14 protein-coding genes are annotated in these 14,897 nt (G+C 39.9%); all 14 read left to right on the plus strand.

What is annotated here, in order from left to right; all coding sequences use genetic code 11:
• Positions 1-155 precede the first annotated feature (155 nt).
• Positions 156-1,583, plus strand: coding sequence for an Rne/Rng family ribonuclease (locus KH364_RS07590; protein WP_273299183.1), 1,428 nt, complete (start codon positions 156-158; stop codon positions 1,581-1,583).
• Positions 1,584-1,612: 29 nt separating this feature from the next.
• Complete coding sequence (locus tag KH364_RS07595) at positions 1,613-2,188, plus strand: manganese efflux pump MntP family protein (protein WP_273299185.1); 576 nt, start codon at positions 1,613-1,615, stop codon at positions 2,186-2,188.
• A 204-nt stretch (positions 2,189-2,392) separates the two neighbouring features.
• On the plus strand, positions 2,393-2,704 hold the full coding sequence (rplU, locus tag KH364_RS07600) for a 50S ribosomal protein L21 (RefSeq protein WP_004698652.1): 312 nt from the start codon (positions 2,393-2,395) through the stop codon (positions 2,702-2,704).
• Between the two features lie 2 nt (positions 2,705-2,706).
• Positions 2,707-3,021 (plus strand): ribosomal-processing cysteine protease Prp, encoded by a 315-nt coding sequence (locus KH364_RS07605; RefSeq protein WP_273299189.1) that lies wholly within the window; start codon positions 2,707-2,709, stop codon positions 3,019-3,021.
• Positions 3,022-3,033: 12 nt separating this feature from the next.
• Positions 3,034-3,318: a 50S ribosomal protein L27 gene (rpmA, locus tag KH364_RS07610; RefSeq protein WP_054746816.1), complete on the plus strand. Its 285-nt coding sequence runs from the start codon at positions 3,034-3,036 to the stop codon at positions 3,316-3,318.
• A 213-nt stretch (positions 3,319-3,531) separates the two neighbouring features.
• A complete protein-coding gene (locus tag KH364_RS07615) occupies positions 3,532-4,188 on the plus strand; it encodes an ATP-binding cassette domain-containing protein (protein WP_273299191.1) in 657 nt (218 codons plus the stop codon).
• Positions 4,185-4,949: an iron export ABC transporter permease subunit FetB gene (fetB, locus tag KH364_RS07620; RefSeq protein WP_273299192.1), complete on the plus strand. Its 765-nt coding sequence runs from the start codon at positions 4,185-4,187 to the stop codon at positions 4,947-4,949. The genes KH364_RS07615 and fetB overlap by 4 nt, the downstream gene beginning before the upstream one ends.
• A gap of 238 nt (positions 4,950-5,187) precedes the next feature.
• The gene (hydG, locus tag KH364_RS07625) at positions 5,188-6,606 is read left to right on the plus strand and encodes a [FeFe] hydrogenase H-cluster radical SAM maturase HydG (RefSeq protein WP_273299193.1); all 1,419 of its coding nucleotides are present in this window, start codon (positions 5,188-5,190) and stop codon (positions 6,604-6,606) included.
• Between the two features lie 194 nt (positions 6,607-6,800).
• Positions 6,801-8,783 (plus strand): single-stranded-DNA-specific exonuclease RecJ, encoded by a 1,983-nt coding sequence (recJ, locus tag KH364_RS07630; protein ID WP_273299231.1) that lies wholly within the window; start codon positions 6,801-6,803, stop codon positions 8,781-8,783.
• 11 nt (positions 8,784-8,794) lie between these two features.
• On the plus strand, positions 8,795-11,035 hold the full coding sequence (locus KH364_RS07635) for a bifunctional (p)ppGpp synthetase/guanosine-3',5'-bis(diphosphate) 3'-pyrophosphohydrolase (protein WP_273299195.1): 2,241 nt from the start codon (positions 8,795-8,797) through the stop codon (positions 11,033-11,035).
• Positions 11,035-11,670 carry an MBL fold metallo-hydrolase gene (locus KH364_RS07640; RefSeq protein WP_273299196.1) on the plus strand — a complete coding sequence of 212 codons (636 nt, stop codon included), beginning with the start codon at positions 11,035-11,037 and terminating at the stop codon, positions 11,668-11,670. Before KH364_RS07635 ends, KH364_RS07640 begins: the two co-directional genes overlap by 1 nt.
• Before the next feature lie 44 nt (positions 11,671-11,714).
• Entirely contained in the window at positions 11,715-12,206 is a 492-nt protein-coding gene (locus KH364_RS07645) for a Fur family transcriptional regulator (protein ID WP_265138752.1), read from the plus strand.
• The gene (hemZ, locus tag KH364_RS07650) at positions 12,199-13,626 is read left to right on the plus strand and encodes a coproporphyrinogen dehydrogenase HemZ (protein WP_273299198.1); all 1,428 of its coding nucleotides are present in this window, start codon (positions 12,199-12,201) and stop codon (positions 13,624-13,626) included. The genes KH364_RS07645 and hemZ overlap by 8 nt, the downstream gene beginning before the upstream one ends.
• A complete protein-coding gene (hisS, locus tag KH364_RS07655; protein ID WP_273299199.1) occupies positions 13,626-14,897 on the plus strand; it encodes a histidine--tRNA ligase in 1,272 nt (423 codons plus the stop codon). Before hemZ ends, hisS begins: the two co-directional genes overlap by 1 nt.

Here is a 14,897-nt window from a genome sequence, read left to right on the forward strand (position 1 = left end):
ATTAGTACCTCGTGATTGATTGCGAATTTGATACTCTAATCTTATCACTTGTACTAATATGGATTTTTTATGTGTTCAATTTCAATTTACAACTAAGCAAGCTTTAGTGATTTAAAAGACCTATATATTTTGAATTGAAAGAAGGGAGGGATAGGATGCATAAAATTTTGGTCAATGTTATGCGCGAAGAAATCCGCATGGCTGTTATCGATGAAGAAGGGCAGTTAGTAGACTTTGTTTTAGAACGTACTGATGAGTCTCACATGGCAAATCATATGTACAAGGGTACTGTTAAGAACGTACTTAACGGCATGCAAGCGGCCTTTGTTGATATTGGGGGCTCGCAAAATGCGTATTTGAACCTTCAACAAGGGAAGGAACAGAAAATCTTGCCACGCCTATCTGTGGGCCAACAAGTTCTTGTTCAAGTCGTAAAAGAGGAGATGCTCGGTAAAGGGGCTCGCGTTACTGCTGATGTGAGCCTTGCCGGTCGTTTTATGGTACTTTTACCATATTCTGAAGGTATGCACATCTCTAAAAAGATTACCGATGAAGTGTTGCGAGCTAAGTTGCAAGAGTTGGCGGCACCGTATGTGCAAGAAGGTTGCGGCTTTATTATCCGTACAGCAGCGGCTAAGGCTAGCGCTGATGAAATTGGACGAGATATGGACTACTTGTGGCGCACGTGGCAACATGTGTTAAAGCGCTTTAAGGTGGCTAAGAGCGGTACTGATCTCTATAGTGATGCGGACTTCTGGTTCCGTCTTGTGCGAGATTATGCGCACCGCAATGTAGAGGAAATCATCGTCGATTCCGATATGGGCGAATCTCGATTGATGGACCTCTTAGGTCATGGCCCTACATCACAGCAAATTAAAGTGACACGCCATCGTGATAGCACACCTATCTTTAAAGCCAATCACATTGAACCTCAATTAGAAAATCTTATCTCTCGTGATATTAATCTACCTTCTGGCGGCTCTATCCGCATTGATCATACAGAGGCACTTACCGTATTCGATGTGAACTCTGCTCATTATACGGGCAAATCCAATAAGCTTGAAGATCTGGCTTTCACCGTTAATAAAGAGGCGGCTAAAGAAATCTGTCGTCAATTGCGATTGCGAGACATAGGTGGAATTATCGTTGTCGATTTTATTGACATGAAAGATAAACAAAATCAACAAGAACTGTTGAAAGTCTTAAGTGCGCAAGCCAAGTTAGACAAGATGAAAACGGTGGCATGTGGTATTAGTTCACTTGGTCTCGTGGAAATGACGCGTAAGCGTGCGCGCCAAGGCTTGCAGACCTTGATGTTCGATACTTGCCCTCAATGTGGAGGGACGGGATATATGTTGTCAGGCAGAACTGTATATATGCAGATTGTTCGACGTATCCGTGAATTGTTTAAATCGGGTCGTATTAAATCTAATCTAGAAATTGAAGTCCATCCAGAGGTAGCTCAATACTTAACAAAGGCTGTTCTTGAGGACCTAGGCGAGTCTATGGGCCGGAAGATTTCGATTGTGGTAAATCCACAAATTAGTCGCGAAGGCTATTCTTTGATGGCTGTAGCAGAATAAAGTAAGTAGTTTGTTTATAGAGGAATATTGTGTCTGTATTTGAAATTATTTTAATTAGCATGGGTCTTGCTATGGATGCCTTTGGTGTATCGATTGGTAAAGGTTTATCAATGCCGGTAGGTGAAAATCGCCGAAAGGTTACATTGGCATTCTTATTTGGGCTATTCCAGTTTCTCATGCCTGTAATTGGCTGGCTTATTGGGCGTCAGTTTATCGATGTCATATCTGAATGGGATCATTGGATTATCTTTGGCCTTCTCGGCTATTTAGGTATCGCTATGATTAGAGAGGGGCTTAGCGATGAAGATGATGAAGATGATGATAAACAGTTTTTAGGCGTTTGGGAAATGATGATGCTCTCCGTAGCCACCAGCCTTGATGCCATGGCTGTCGGTCTTACCTTTGCCTTCATGCCCATCAATGTATGGGAAGCATCTACTATGATCGGTGTTATTACCTTCGGTATTTCTTTAATTGGTGTATACTTAGGTAAATTTATGGGCCAGTTTGTTGGGAAATATGCAGATATTCTCGGTGGCGGTGTACTAATTCTCATCGGTACCAAAATACTTTTACAACATCTCGGAATTATCGGAGAATTTTAGAGGTCTGTATATATATGAAAGTATCAGAAACTGAACTATTTATGTTGAATTTTGTTTGACATGGATAGGTAAATAGGATATACTATATCAGTATTAGTTCGGTTTACTGAACTTTGCAATCCGCGTGAAGCAGGTTTAAACGCCCGACCGAAGTTCGGGTCGGGATACCGAATTCAGCGAGTTCGATAACAAGGAGGTGTTCTCATGTACGCAATTATTAAAACTGGTGGTAAACAATATCGCGTTGCTGAAGGCGATGTAATTACTATCGAAAAATTGGAAGCAGCTGCTAACGAGTCCGTTACATTCGAAGAAGTTTTGACTGTAGTGAATGACGGCGACGTTAAAGTTGGCGCTCCTCTTGTAAACGGTGCAAAAGTTACAGGTACAGTTCTTGAGCATGGTAAAGGTAAAAAAATCTTAGTATTCAAATACAAAGCTAAATCCAACTACCGTCGTCGTCAAGGCCATCGTCAACCGTTCACAAAAGTTCGTATTGAATCTATCCAAGCTTAATTATGGTTTCCATTGAAATCCAGCGGAATAGTGATGGTCAAGTCATTGGTTGTCACCTATCCGGTCATGCAGGATATGATGAGCATGGCTTCGATATCGTATGTGCTGCAGTGTCTGCCTTAACGGCAACGGCAATGTTAGGACTTACCCAGATTGCTCAACAAGAAGGGGAATATACGAATAGCGAAGGTCGATGTGATATAGTTCTCTCTGGGACGATTAACCAGAGTGGACAGGATATTCTGGGGACTATGCTTCTCGGTTTAGAGGAAATTAGCCGTCAATATCCAGAGTTTGTCCAAATACACGAAATATAGGAGGTGAACTTAATGTTTACTTTTGATTTGCAATTGTTCGCACATAAAAAAGGTGTGTCCAGTACTCGTAACGGTCGTGACAGTGAATCTAAACGTCTTGGTGTTAAATGCCATGATGGTTCCATCGTAAAGAGCGGTAACATCATCGTTCGTCAACGTGGTACTCACTTCCACCCTGGTACTAACGTAGGTATCGGTCGTGATGACACTTTATTCGCACTTGTGCCTGGTAAAGTAGCATTCGAACGTGCTGGTCGTTATAACCGTAAAGTTAGCGTATACCCTGTAGAAGCTTAATTTTACAAAGACTATTAATCCCTAGTGGTTTTCCACTAGGGATTTTTTGTTTTCTGCAGTATGTGTTTGATAGCTATATTATAATTAAGCTTAGCATTATCATTTTGGCAATGATATAATGGTTAGAATCGTTATACTTAAAATTACTAAATAACTAGCCACAGTGAGTCGATATTTTGCTTTTAATATACATATGACGAGATAGGGGGCATTATGGCACTGCTAGAATTATCCAATATATCTTATATTGTAAAAGACAAATCTATTATCCGTGATGTATCTTTATCGGTAAATCAAGGTGATTATATTACTATTGTAGGCCCTTCTGGAAGTGGTAAGAGTACACTTTTAAAATTATGTAGTGATCTGATTAGTCCTACATCGGGAACTATTACTTATAATGGTCGTCCCTTAACGGCTATAGATCCTGAATCTTATCGCAAAGAGGTGGGCTACTGTTTTCAAAGACCTTATTTGTTTGCGAAAACAGTACGTCGCAATATTCTATTTCCTTACGATATTCGCGATTTAAAACCGGATATGAGTCGTATAGAATATCTCTTTGATCTACTACATATGCCACTAAATTATATGGAGCGCTGTAATGATGAGTTGTCTGGTGGTGAAATGCAACGAATATGCCTTATTCGGAGCCTTATTTTTGAGCCTAAAGTGTTGCTTTTAGACGAGGTTACATCTGCCTTAGATGCGACGAATACATCGATTGTAGAAAATGTTATTGATGAGCTTCATAAAAAGGGAATCACCATTATCTCCATTACTCATAATGAAGAGCAAAGCTTGCGTACTGCAAATCGCCGCATCACTATCGTAGACGGTCAATTAGCTAAAGAGGAGGTATTGCGATGAGTCAGTTTCAAACTATTTCTGCTACTTCCTTATGCCTTGCATCTGTATTAGTGATTATCAGTATACTGATGTCTTATAGACAAGAGTTGAAGCTAGAAAAGGATATTTTCATCAGTGCTATACGTGCTACAGTTCAACTATTAGTCATTGGGTTTATTTTATCGTATATTTTTAGTACGGAAAGTCCAATATTTATTATTGGCTTACTTGGATTTATGGCTTTTAATGCGGCTTATAACTCAGCTAAACGAGGGCAAGGGATTCCGCATGCGTTATGGATTTCTTGGTTTGCTATTACTATTGGCGCATGGATAACCTTATCCATTTTACTTGTAACAGGTGTACTAGATTTTACTGCGTACCAATTGATTCCTGTTGGTGGTATGGTCATTAGTGGTGCTATGGTAGCGATTGGACTTTGTTATCGTCAAATGCTATCAAATTTTGAATTGCGTAAACAAGAGGTGGAAATTAAATTAGCCTTGGGTAGTACACCTAAACAAGCTTCGAAAGCGATAGTTCGTGATGTTATAAAGACGGGTCTACAACCTACTGTAGATAGTGCCAAGACATTAGGTATCGTAGCGCTACCGGGGATGATGACAGGCCTTATATTGGCGGGAATGCCTCCTTTAGAAGCTGTAAAATATCAAATGATCGTTACATTTATGTCACTATCTACCATATCTATTGCTTGTTTTATTACGTGTCAATTAGCCTATAAAACATTTTTTAATAATCGAAATCAGTTAAATAAGTAGTTTTAGATATATTTATTTGACATCATAATTTACTAATAGAATATTTACTCAGTTTTTAGAGTGGTATCCGAAAGGGTACTACTCTTTTATTATAGTATGTCAAATTCCTATGTTTTTTAGTAGGAATAGTGGTATACTATATACAGTATCAGTGAAATGCCAGAAGACTGGTTGTCATATACTTTCATAAACCTAAAGAGGGGTGGCATTGCCACTAGAAAGAATTGAGGTAAGTACTATGTATGATGTAAAATCTCCAAAGGCGGAGGAGTTTATTTCCCATCAGGAAATCCTTGATACTCTTGCTTATGCAGAGGAAAATAAGGAAAATCGGGAGTTGTTAGATGCTATTTTAGAAAAAGCAGCTACATTTAAAGGGTTAAACCACAGAGAGGCAGCAGTTCTCTTAGAATGTCCGTTACCTGAATATAAGGAAAAGCTCTTTGCTTTAGCAAAAGAAATCAAGAAAGCCATATACGGTGATCGTATCGTATTATTTGCACCATTATATTTATCTAACTATTGTATCAATGGCTGCGTGTACTGCCCGTATCACTCTAAAAACCGCGATATTAAACGTAAAAAATTAACGCAAGAACAAATTAGGGAAGAGGTTATTGCTTTAGAAGCGATGGGCCATAAGCGTATCGTAATTGAGTCTGGTGAAGATCCTCTTAATAATCCACTTGAATATATTTTGGAATCCATTAAGACTATTTACGGTATTAAAAATAAAAATGGTGAAATCCGTCGTGTAAATGTAAATATTGCAGCTTGTTCCGTTGAGGACTACAAGAAATTACATGAAGCCGGTATTGGTACATATACACTATTCCAAGAAACATACAATAAAGAAAACTATGAAGCATTACATCCAACAGGCCCTAAGAGCGACTACGCCTACCATACAGAGGCGATGGACCGCGCTATGCAAGGTGGTATTGATGATGTTGGTATCGGTGTTCTTTACGGATTAGAACATTATAAATATGATTTTGTAGGTTTGTTGATGCATGCAGAGCATTTAGAAGCAGTGTTTGGTGTAGGTCCACATACTATTTCTGTTCCTCGTATTTGTCCGGCTGATGATATTGATGTAGATGATTTCAGCAATGCAGTACCTGACGATGTATTTGAAAAAATTGTTGCTCTCATTCGTGTATCCACACCATATACAGGTATGATTATGTCCACACGCGAAACTCAAGAAATGCGTGAACGCGGATTGGCTCTTGGTATCTCCCAAATCAGCGGTGGCTCTCGTACTAGTGTAGGTGGTTACAAAGAAGAAGAGAAACCAGAAGATAATTCTGCTCAATTTGATCGTAGTGATACGCGTACATTAGATGAAATCGTAGATTGGTTATTAGACCTTGGTTATGTACCAAGCTTCTGTACTGCATGTTATCGTGCAGGTAGAACAGGGGATCGGTTCATGGCCCTTGCTAAATCCGGTCAAATTCACAACTGTTGCCAACCAAATGCGTTGATGACATTAAACGAATACATCATGGACTACGGTGATGAGAAGACTAAAGCTCATGGTGCGAAGGTTATCGAACAACAGTTAGAAAATATTAAAAATGATTTAGTTAAAGATAAAGCTAAAGCTTATATTGCACAGATGAAAGACGGCGAACGGGACTTCCGATTCTAGGTAATTCACTGATATAGAACCTCCTATTGATAATGGGAGGTTCTTTTTTGTTGAGAAAATGTCAAAAGTTAAATGAGAATAAAGTATATAAAATAGTTTATTTTATTCGTTTTTTAGGTTATAATAAATAAAAATGATAATGATAATACGTTAAATTCTAGAATAATATTGATTATAAACTACTGAGGGATATGATGATTAAGAAAAAACGTTGGCGCCTCTGTGAAGGTGATCGAGAAAAAGAAAATATCTTAATCCGTGAACTTGGTGTGAACCCTATTGTGGCTAAATTAATGGTGAATCGTCACATTGATGTTGACGAAGGTCGTCAGTTTTTACAAGGTACTTTGTCAGATTTGTTAGACCCATTCACGTTAAAGGATATGGACGTGGCTGTTTCGCTAGTTCAGGAAACAATTGAAAGTCACAAACCAATCGTCATTTATGGCGATTATGATGTGGATGGTATTACTGCAACATCTGTACTCTATCGATTTTTAAAGAAATTAGGTGCAGATGTTACCTATTACATACCAGAACGTCAAAGCGAAGGGTATGGCCTCAATTTAGAGGCTTTAGAGCACCTTATAAAACGGGGAACAGCTTTAGTGATTACCGTAGATTGCGGTATTAGTTCTTACGATATTGTCGAGGCTGTACGAGATCGTATCGATATGATTATTACAGATCATCATACGGCACCGGATATGATTCCACGGGCTAAGGCTGTTATCAATCACAAGCAGAAAGATTGTCCATATAAGGATAAAAACTTATCTGGCGTCGGTGTGGCTTTTAAATTATGTCAAGCATTGTGGCTTACCAAGCATGGTGAATGGTATTTAGATGATTTAGATATCGTTGCTTTAGGTACTGTGGCGGACGTAGTGCCTTTGGTGGGTGAGAACCGCATCATCGTAAAAGCAGGACTTGAGAAGATAAATAGTCAGCCTAATTTAGGCATTAAAAAGCTCATCGATGTAGCGGGCCTACATGAGCGAACTATAACATCTGGGCATATTGGTTTCACCTTAGCACCTCGCCTGAATGCAGCTGGTCGTGTAACGCATGCTACGCGTGCTGTTGAACTACTCGTGACCGATGATGGTGATATAGCAGAGGCGATTGCTGAGGAATTGAACGAAACCAATCGTGAGCGGCAAGAACTAGAGCGTAATATCCACGAATTGGCTCGCATTGATGTGGCTAATCAATGCCATAAAGCTGACTATGTAACTGTTGTAGCTGGTGAAGAGTGGCATCCTGGTGTCATCGGTATCGTCGCCTCTCGTCTCGTGGAGGAGTTTTATAAACCGACCTTAGTTATCAGCATTCATGATGGTGTTGGCAAAGGCTCTTGCCGTAGTATCGACGGTTTTAATATCTACGATGCACTGAAGTCTTGCGAAGATGTGTTATTACAATTCGGTGGCCATGCTGCAGCAGCAGGCTTTAGCATTGACGCACATCGCATTGATGAATTGCGAGAGCGTTTAACGGAGTATTGTAAAAAGATTGTTACTGCCGAGGAATATATTCCTGTAGTGACCATTGATGCGGAACTACCTGTTGATGATATTGATGTTGATATTATTGACCGCGTATCAGGTCTTGAACCTTATGGGATGGCTAATAGCACACCAGTTTTTGCTGTAATGGAAGCTACGGTGCAAGATATTATGCTCATGGGACAGTTAAAAAATCATTGTAAGGTGATTTTTGCAACCTCGAATGGAACCGTAGATGCTATCGCTTGGAATCGTCCAGACTTATTTAAATCTATATTTGTAGGTTCTGTTGTGAAAGTAGCCTTCTCCTTGCAAAAGAATGAATGGCAAGGTATGGTTTCTCCACAACTTATGATTCAAGCGATTGAGCCATTGACTGAAGAGCCCATAAAACTGACTACAGAAGGGCTTAGACAGATGTATGTTATTGTAAAACAGTCTATGCGCGGTCACAGTCAATCGCTTTATAATGTAGAACAAGATATATTGCGCCGTAAGCCGGCAGATCAAAATAATCGCAGTGCTCTTACATCTATCGATGTCTTTAAAGAATTGGGCATTGTTGAAGAATATACAAGTGATGATGGTCAATTAATGCTTAGATGGAATGCCATTGAAGGAAAATTAGATCTTGTCACATCCGTAACATTCCTTACTTATAGTGTATAGGAGGTGACACCATGACAACTGTAAATGAAGAAGGCAAAGCTTTAGTTGAACAAAGCACTTTTGATAAAGAGAAAGCCTTATCTGAATTTATGGAGTATATCCATACGTATTTAACAGATGACGAGTGTAACCAAGTATTAAAGGCGTTTGAACTTGCTGATAAGGCTCATGAAGGTCAGTTTAGAGCTTCTGGTGAACCTTATATCATGCATCCACTAGCTGTAGCTGATATTTTGGCACACTTACAAATCGACCATATTACGCTTATGGCAGCGCTTATGCATGATGTGGTTGAAGATACATCCTATTCCAAGGAAGATTTAGAGGAAATGTTTGGCTCTGAAGTAGCATTCCTTGTTGATGGGGTAACAAAATTAAACCAATTCCAATATGAAACAAAAGAAGATCGCCAAATGGAAAATTATCGGAAGATGATTTTAGCGATGGCAAAGGACGTGCGCGTCGTTGTTATCAAATTGGGTGACCGTTTACATAATATGCGTACCTTAAAGCATATGCGCAGTGATAAACAAAAACGCATTGCTAAGGAAACGCTCGAAATCTTTGCTCCACTTGCACATCGTCTCGGTATTTTCAATGTGAAATGGGAGTTAGAGGATTTATCCTTCCGCTATTTAGAACCGGAAAAATATTATGATCTCGTAGATCAAATGAAGCAAAAACGCCAAGTCCGTGAAGATATCGTTAATGATACGATGAGTCAACTCACTAAGGCTTTAGGTGAGGCCCATATTAAGGCAGATATCAAAGGCCGTCCTAAACACTTCTACAGTATTTACAAGAAGATGAAAAAGGACAATCGCGATTTGTCACAAATCTATGATTTGCTTGCAGTTCGCGTAATCGTTGATAGTATCCCTGATTGTTATGCGGTACTCGGTATTGCTCATAGCTTGTGGAAACCATTGCCATATCGATTTAAAGATTATATTTCCATGCCGAAATCCAATATGTATCAATCCTTGCATACTACTGTTATCGGTACCATGGGACAACCTGTAGAAATCCAAATTCGTACATGGGAAATGCATCGTGTATCCGAATACGGTGTTGCTGCTCACTGGCGGTATAAAGAAGGTAATAAAAACGGCGATAAAGAGTTCGACCAAAAGGTTGCTTGGTTGCGCCAAGTTCTAGAATGGCAAGATACAAGCAATCCAACAGAGCTCGTTAATGCTTTAAAATTAGACGTATTCTCCGGTGAAGTATTCGTATTTACACCGAAGGGGGATGTAGTTAAGCTACCAATTGGTTCTGTACCATTAGACTTTGCCTATCGTGTTCATACCGATGTAGGTCATCGCTGTGTAGGTGCTAAGGTAAATGGCAAAATTGTACCGCTCGATTACACCTTGCAAAATGGTGATATCGTCGATATTATTACATCTAAAACGAGTAAACCAAGCCTTGATTGGCTTAACATTGTAGGTTCCTCTGAAAGTAAGAGTAAAATACGCAACTGGTTCAAGCGCGAAAATAAAGCTGAAAATATTGAAAAAGGCTTAGAAGCTCTTGAAAAAGAAGCGAAACGATTAAATTATAACTGGAAAGAATTGATTACCGATAATCGACTTCAACAGGTTACGAAACAGCTCAAAGCATGTACAGAAGAAGAAATGTTTGCTGCTTGTGGCTATGGCGGCATTCCTGTAAGCACTGTTCTCTTGCGGTTAATTGAACTCTATAAAAAATCTAAAGAAGCAGAAGAATCTAAACGCAGTACAGAGCAAATTCTTGAGAAATTAAAATCTCAAGGCCAAAAGAAAACGAAAAATGGCACTGGTGTCCTTGTAAAAGGAGAAGCTGGCGTTATGGTGCGGATGGCAAAATGCTGTAATCCTGTACCTGGGGACGATATTATCGGTTATATCACTCGCGGTCGTGGTGTTTCAGTACATCGCAGTGATTGTTGTAGCTTAGGACACACACCTGAGGATTTAGAGCGTATGATAGAGGTGGCTTGGGATGGCGCTTCTAGTGAATCCTTCCACGTAGGTATCGATATTCAAGCTTACGATCGGGCTGGTATTCTTATGGAAGTTATGGCTGTCCTTTCAGAATTGAAAATTACCATTACCAATATCAATGCTAAGGTCCAAGAGGATACAAAAAATGTAAGTATTAATGTTACGGTTGATATCCGTGATATTTCACAATTAGATTTTGTAATGACTAAGTTGCGCCGTATCCGTGAAGTGTATACGGTACAACGTAGTAGAGGAGGGGCTTAATGAGCGAACAACAATTAGTGCTTATGCGCATGCCTTTAGGTCCACTAGGAACCAATTGCTATGTCATAGGCGATAAAGCGGTTGGTGAGGCTTTCATCATCGATCCTGCCACACCGGAAGTATTAGATGCGCTAAAGAAACATGACTTGAAGCCAAAAGCTATTTTGCTTACACATGGTCATGGTGACCATATTGGGGGCGTTCAAGACATTGTAAATGCTCATCATGTACCTGTATATGTGCATAAGGGTGATGTACCGTATTTATCTGATCCTGAGCTTAATCTCAGTGCCTATAGCAATCCTACGCCAATTAAAGTGAAGGCTGATATTATTGAGGTACAGCAAGGTGACCATATTACCTGTGGTGATATTGACCTAGAAGTCTTAGAAACACCAGGGCATACGCCAGGTGGTGTGTGCTATTACATGGAAGGTCTTGTATTTGTAGGGGATACTCTCTTTAGAGATTCCGTAGGTCGTACAGATTTTCCAAATGGATCATATGAGACGTTGATGGAATCCATCAAAACTCAGCTTTATAAACTGCCTAATAATACGATGGTATATCCTGGTCACGGGCCAGAAACCAATATAGAGTATGAAAAACAATACAACCCATTCGTTGGGCAGTAGGTTTGAATGAAGTATTTTTACAAATTGTAAAGGGGATAATTATCATGAACACAACATTAGAAAAATTAAAAGAACGCATTAAAGACAAAAAATACAAATTAACAACGCAACGTCAAACAATTTTACAAGCCTTCATCGATGCTGATGAAAATCATTTAAGTGCAGAAGACGTATATGTACTTGTAAAAGAAGTGGCTCCTGATATCGGCTTGGCTACGATTTACAGAACACTTGATCTCTTCACTGAACTTGATTTGTTGAAACGTCTTGATTTTGGCGATGGTCGTAATCGTTACGAATTGAACGACGAAGAGTTTGCTCATTTCCACCATCATTTGATCTGCGTAAAATGTGGCAAAGTATCCGAGTTTGAAGATGATATGCTTGAAACACTAGAATCCATCATTGCTAAAAAATTGAACTTCCGCACTATCGATCATCAATTGAAAGTATATGGTTATTGCAGTGATTGCCAAAATCATATGACTGAAGCAGAGCTTGAAAAATTAGACCGTATGGCTCATCACCATGCTTAATGGATATCTATATACGGGACCATTACCGCTTGGTTCTGTAGTGGCCCATAATTGTGGTGCTGCAGGCCTATTTTCTGACAAGGTGCATCCAGATGTTATCCTTGAATCTTACGAAGTCGATGGATTGTATACCTTAACAGTTACCATTGGTGACACGGTTCAGACTTTTGAAGGCCCTGTTTCCTCTATGGGACGACGTCAAATAGGTCAAGCTTTATTGCGCTACTTGCGTGAATATCAAGGTTTACCAGCTGAGGCGCCTTGGGGGACTATGGTAGGCGTACGCCCTACTAAGCTACTACATAAATATATAGATACATATGGCTCTGTCCACGCAGCAACTCGTCACATTAGGGACGAGTTTTCTGTGTCTATGGAAAAGCTTGCTACATTGGGCTCTATCGGTGCGTATCAACGGCCATTTTTAGCCGATACAGACCATAAAAAGGTGAGTCTCTATTGCGGTATTCCTTTTTGTGACACTCGCTGTGTTTACTGCTCCTTTCCGTATGGACTCTATCAGGACTATGATGGAAAAAGGCAATTTTTAACTGCCTTAGGCCGGGACATAGAGGATATGAAATCTATTGTTGAATCGTATGGTTTAACGGTAGATACCCTTTATATGGGTGGCGGTACTCCGACGGTGTTAGGGGATGACGACTTTCACAAAGTTCTAAAACAGCTATCTATACTTGTTCCTGAAGGTCATGAGTTTACCGTAGAAGCAGGGCGGCCAGATTCTGTGAATTCAGTAAAACTACGATCTATGTTAGATCTAGGTGTAAATCGTATTAGCATTAATCCGCAAACTATGCAAGACGATATTTTGCGGCGCATTGGTCGTGGACATAGTGCACGTGATATTGATGAACTGTTACAATATGTAAAAGCAAATACATCTCTAGCGGTAAATATGGATTTTATTGCAGGCTTACCACATCAAACGATGCAAAACATGGTAGAGAATATAGATTATGTATGTCAAAATCTGCCGGAAAATGTTACAATTCATACGTTAGCATTAAAACGTGGTAGCCCATTGTACGATTTAAATATGCAAGATGATATTCCAGCGGAACATCTGGTAGCAGAAATGGTACAATATGGTAAAGAGCGTCTTGAAGCGGCTGGCTATGTGCCATATTATCTATATCGCCAACAATATATGCGGGGGCAGTTAGAGAATATCGGCTATACCTTACCTGGCAAAGCATGCGAATACAATATTCAGATTATGGAAGAGCGACAAAGCATTCTATCCATGGGGCCAGGAAGCTCATCTAAGTGGATGCGCGCCCCTGAATATCGACAATTGAAACAGCATATGCCAAAGGATGTAGATGTTTACCACGCAACGATAGATGCACTATTAGAGAAACGACATAGAATTTGTGAAAAATTTTGGGAGGTTGTGTAATGGCTATTAGAAAACCAAGAGGTACACAAGACTTTTTGCCAGAGCAGATGATAAATTGGCACTACATTGAACAACGTATGCGCGAGATTTGCAAAGTATACGGATTCAATGAAATTCGCACACCTGCCTTTGAAGATACTAAATTATTCTTGCGCGGCATCGGTGAAACTACAGATGTAGTACAAAAAGAGATGTACACCTTTACTACAGGTGATGAAGGTGGTTCTAGCTTCACATTGCGCCCAGAAAATACAGCATCCGCTGTGCGCGCATACTTAGAAAATAAAGTATATGGTAAAGAAGGCCTTACAAAATGGTTTTACATGGGGCCTATGTTCCGACATGATAAACCACAAGCAGGGCGGTACCGTCAATTCCACCAATTCGGTGCAGAGGTACTAGGTTCTCAATCTCCAGTGGTAGATAGCGAAGTTATCTGCATGGTAGTACAATTGCTAAAAGACTTTGGCCTTAAAGACCTCAATGTAGAGGTAAACTCTGTAGGTTGTCCAACATGCCGACCTGTATACCGTGAAAAACTGATTGCTTTCTTTGAACCTAAAAAAGAACAATTATGTAGCGATTGCCAAGAGCGTTTATACAAAAATCCATTGCGTATCTTGGATTGCAAAAATGAAACATGCAAATCTTTGTCCGTAGGTGCTCCTGAAATTCACGAACATTTATGTGGCGAGTGTCATGATCACTTTGAAGAATTGAAAACATATTTAACGGCTGCTAATGTGCAATATACATTGAACCCTCGTCTCGTACGCGGTCTTGATTATTACACTAAAACAGCGTTTGAAGTGCAATATACTCCATTAGGTGCACAAAGTGCTGTAGCCGGTGGTGGCCGTTACGATGGCCTCGTAGAGGAACTCGATGGTCCTCATACGCCAGCGATTGGTTTTGCTATGGGCATGGAGCGTTTATTATTAGCTCTTGAAAAACAAAACTTATTGCCTGAACCAACTGTAGAACCATCTGCATTCGTAGTAGCCCTAGGTGATGCGGCTAAGGTAGAGGCTTTCAAAATCTGCCAAGCATTACATGATGCCTATGTAACCGTTGAAATGGACGGACAGGGCAAGAGTATGAAGGCACAATTAAAATATGCTAACAAAATTAATGCAAAATATGTTATCATATTGGGTGATGATGAATTGGCTCGTGGAGAAGCCATTATCCGATTCATGGATACTAGTGAACAAGAGACTGTATCTCTCGATGCAGTGTCTGAGCGTATAACTTCTTTGGTGAAAGGATGA

This window comes from Veillonella sp. oral taxon 158 (assembly GCF_018376515.1).
Lineage (GTDB): Bacteria > Bacillota > Negativicutes > Veillonellales > Veillonellaceae > Veillonella > Veillonella rogosae.

Bases quoted from the DNA above. Each gene is read 5' to 3' on its own strand.
- KH364_RS07615 (WP_273299191.1), top strand. From the start codon at position 3,532: ATGGCACTGCTAGAATTATCCAATATATCTTATATTGTAAAAGACAAA.
- KH364_RS07590 (WP_273299183.1), top strand. From the start codon at position 156: ATGCATAAAATTTTGGTCAATGTTATGCGCGAAGAAATCCGCATGGCT.
- hisS (WP_273299199.1), top strand. From the start codon at position 13,626: ATGGCTATTAGAAAACCAAGAGGTACACAAGACTTTTTGCCAGAGCAG.
- hydG (WP_273299193.1), top strand. From the start codon at position 5,188: ATGTATGATGTAAAATCTCCAAAGGCGGAGGAGTTTATTTCCCATCAG.
- KH364_RS07640 (WP_273299196.1), top strand. From the start codon at position 11,035: ATGAGCGAACAACAATTAGTGCTTATGCGCATGCCTTTAGGTCCACTA.
- rpmA (WP_054746816.1), top strand. From the start codon at position 3,034: ATGTTTACTTTTGATTTGCAATTGTTCGCACATAAAAAAGGTGTGTCC.
- recJ (WP_273299231.1), top strand. From the start codon at position 6,801: ATGATTAAGAAAAAACGTTGGCGCCTCTGTGAAGGTGATCGAGAAAAA.
- rplU (WP_004698652.1), top strand. From the start codon at position 2,393: ATGTACGCAATTATTAAAACTGGTGGTAAACAATATCGCGTTGCTGAA.
- KH364_RS07645 (WP_265138752.1), top strand. From the start codon at position 11,715: ATGAACACAACATTAGAAAAATTAAAAGAACGCATTAAAGACAAAAAA.
- hemZ (WP_273299198.1), top strand. From the start codon at position 12,199: ATGCTTAATGGATATCTATATACGGGACCATTACCGCTTGGTTCTGTA.
- KH364_RS07635 (WP_273299195.1), top strand. From the start codon at position 8,795: ATGACAACTGTAAATGAAGAAGGCAAAGCTTTAGTTGAACAAAGCACT.
- fetB (WP_273299192.1), top strand. From the start codon at position 4,185: ATGAGTCAGTTTCAAACTATTTCTGCTACTTCCTTATGCCTTGCATCT.
- KH364_RS07605 (WP_273299189.1), top strand. From the start codon at position 2,707: ATGGTTTCCATTGAAATCCAGCGGAATAGTGATGGTCAAGTCATTGGT.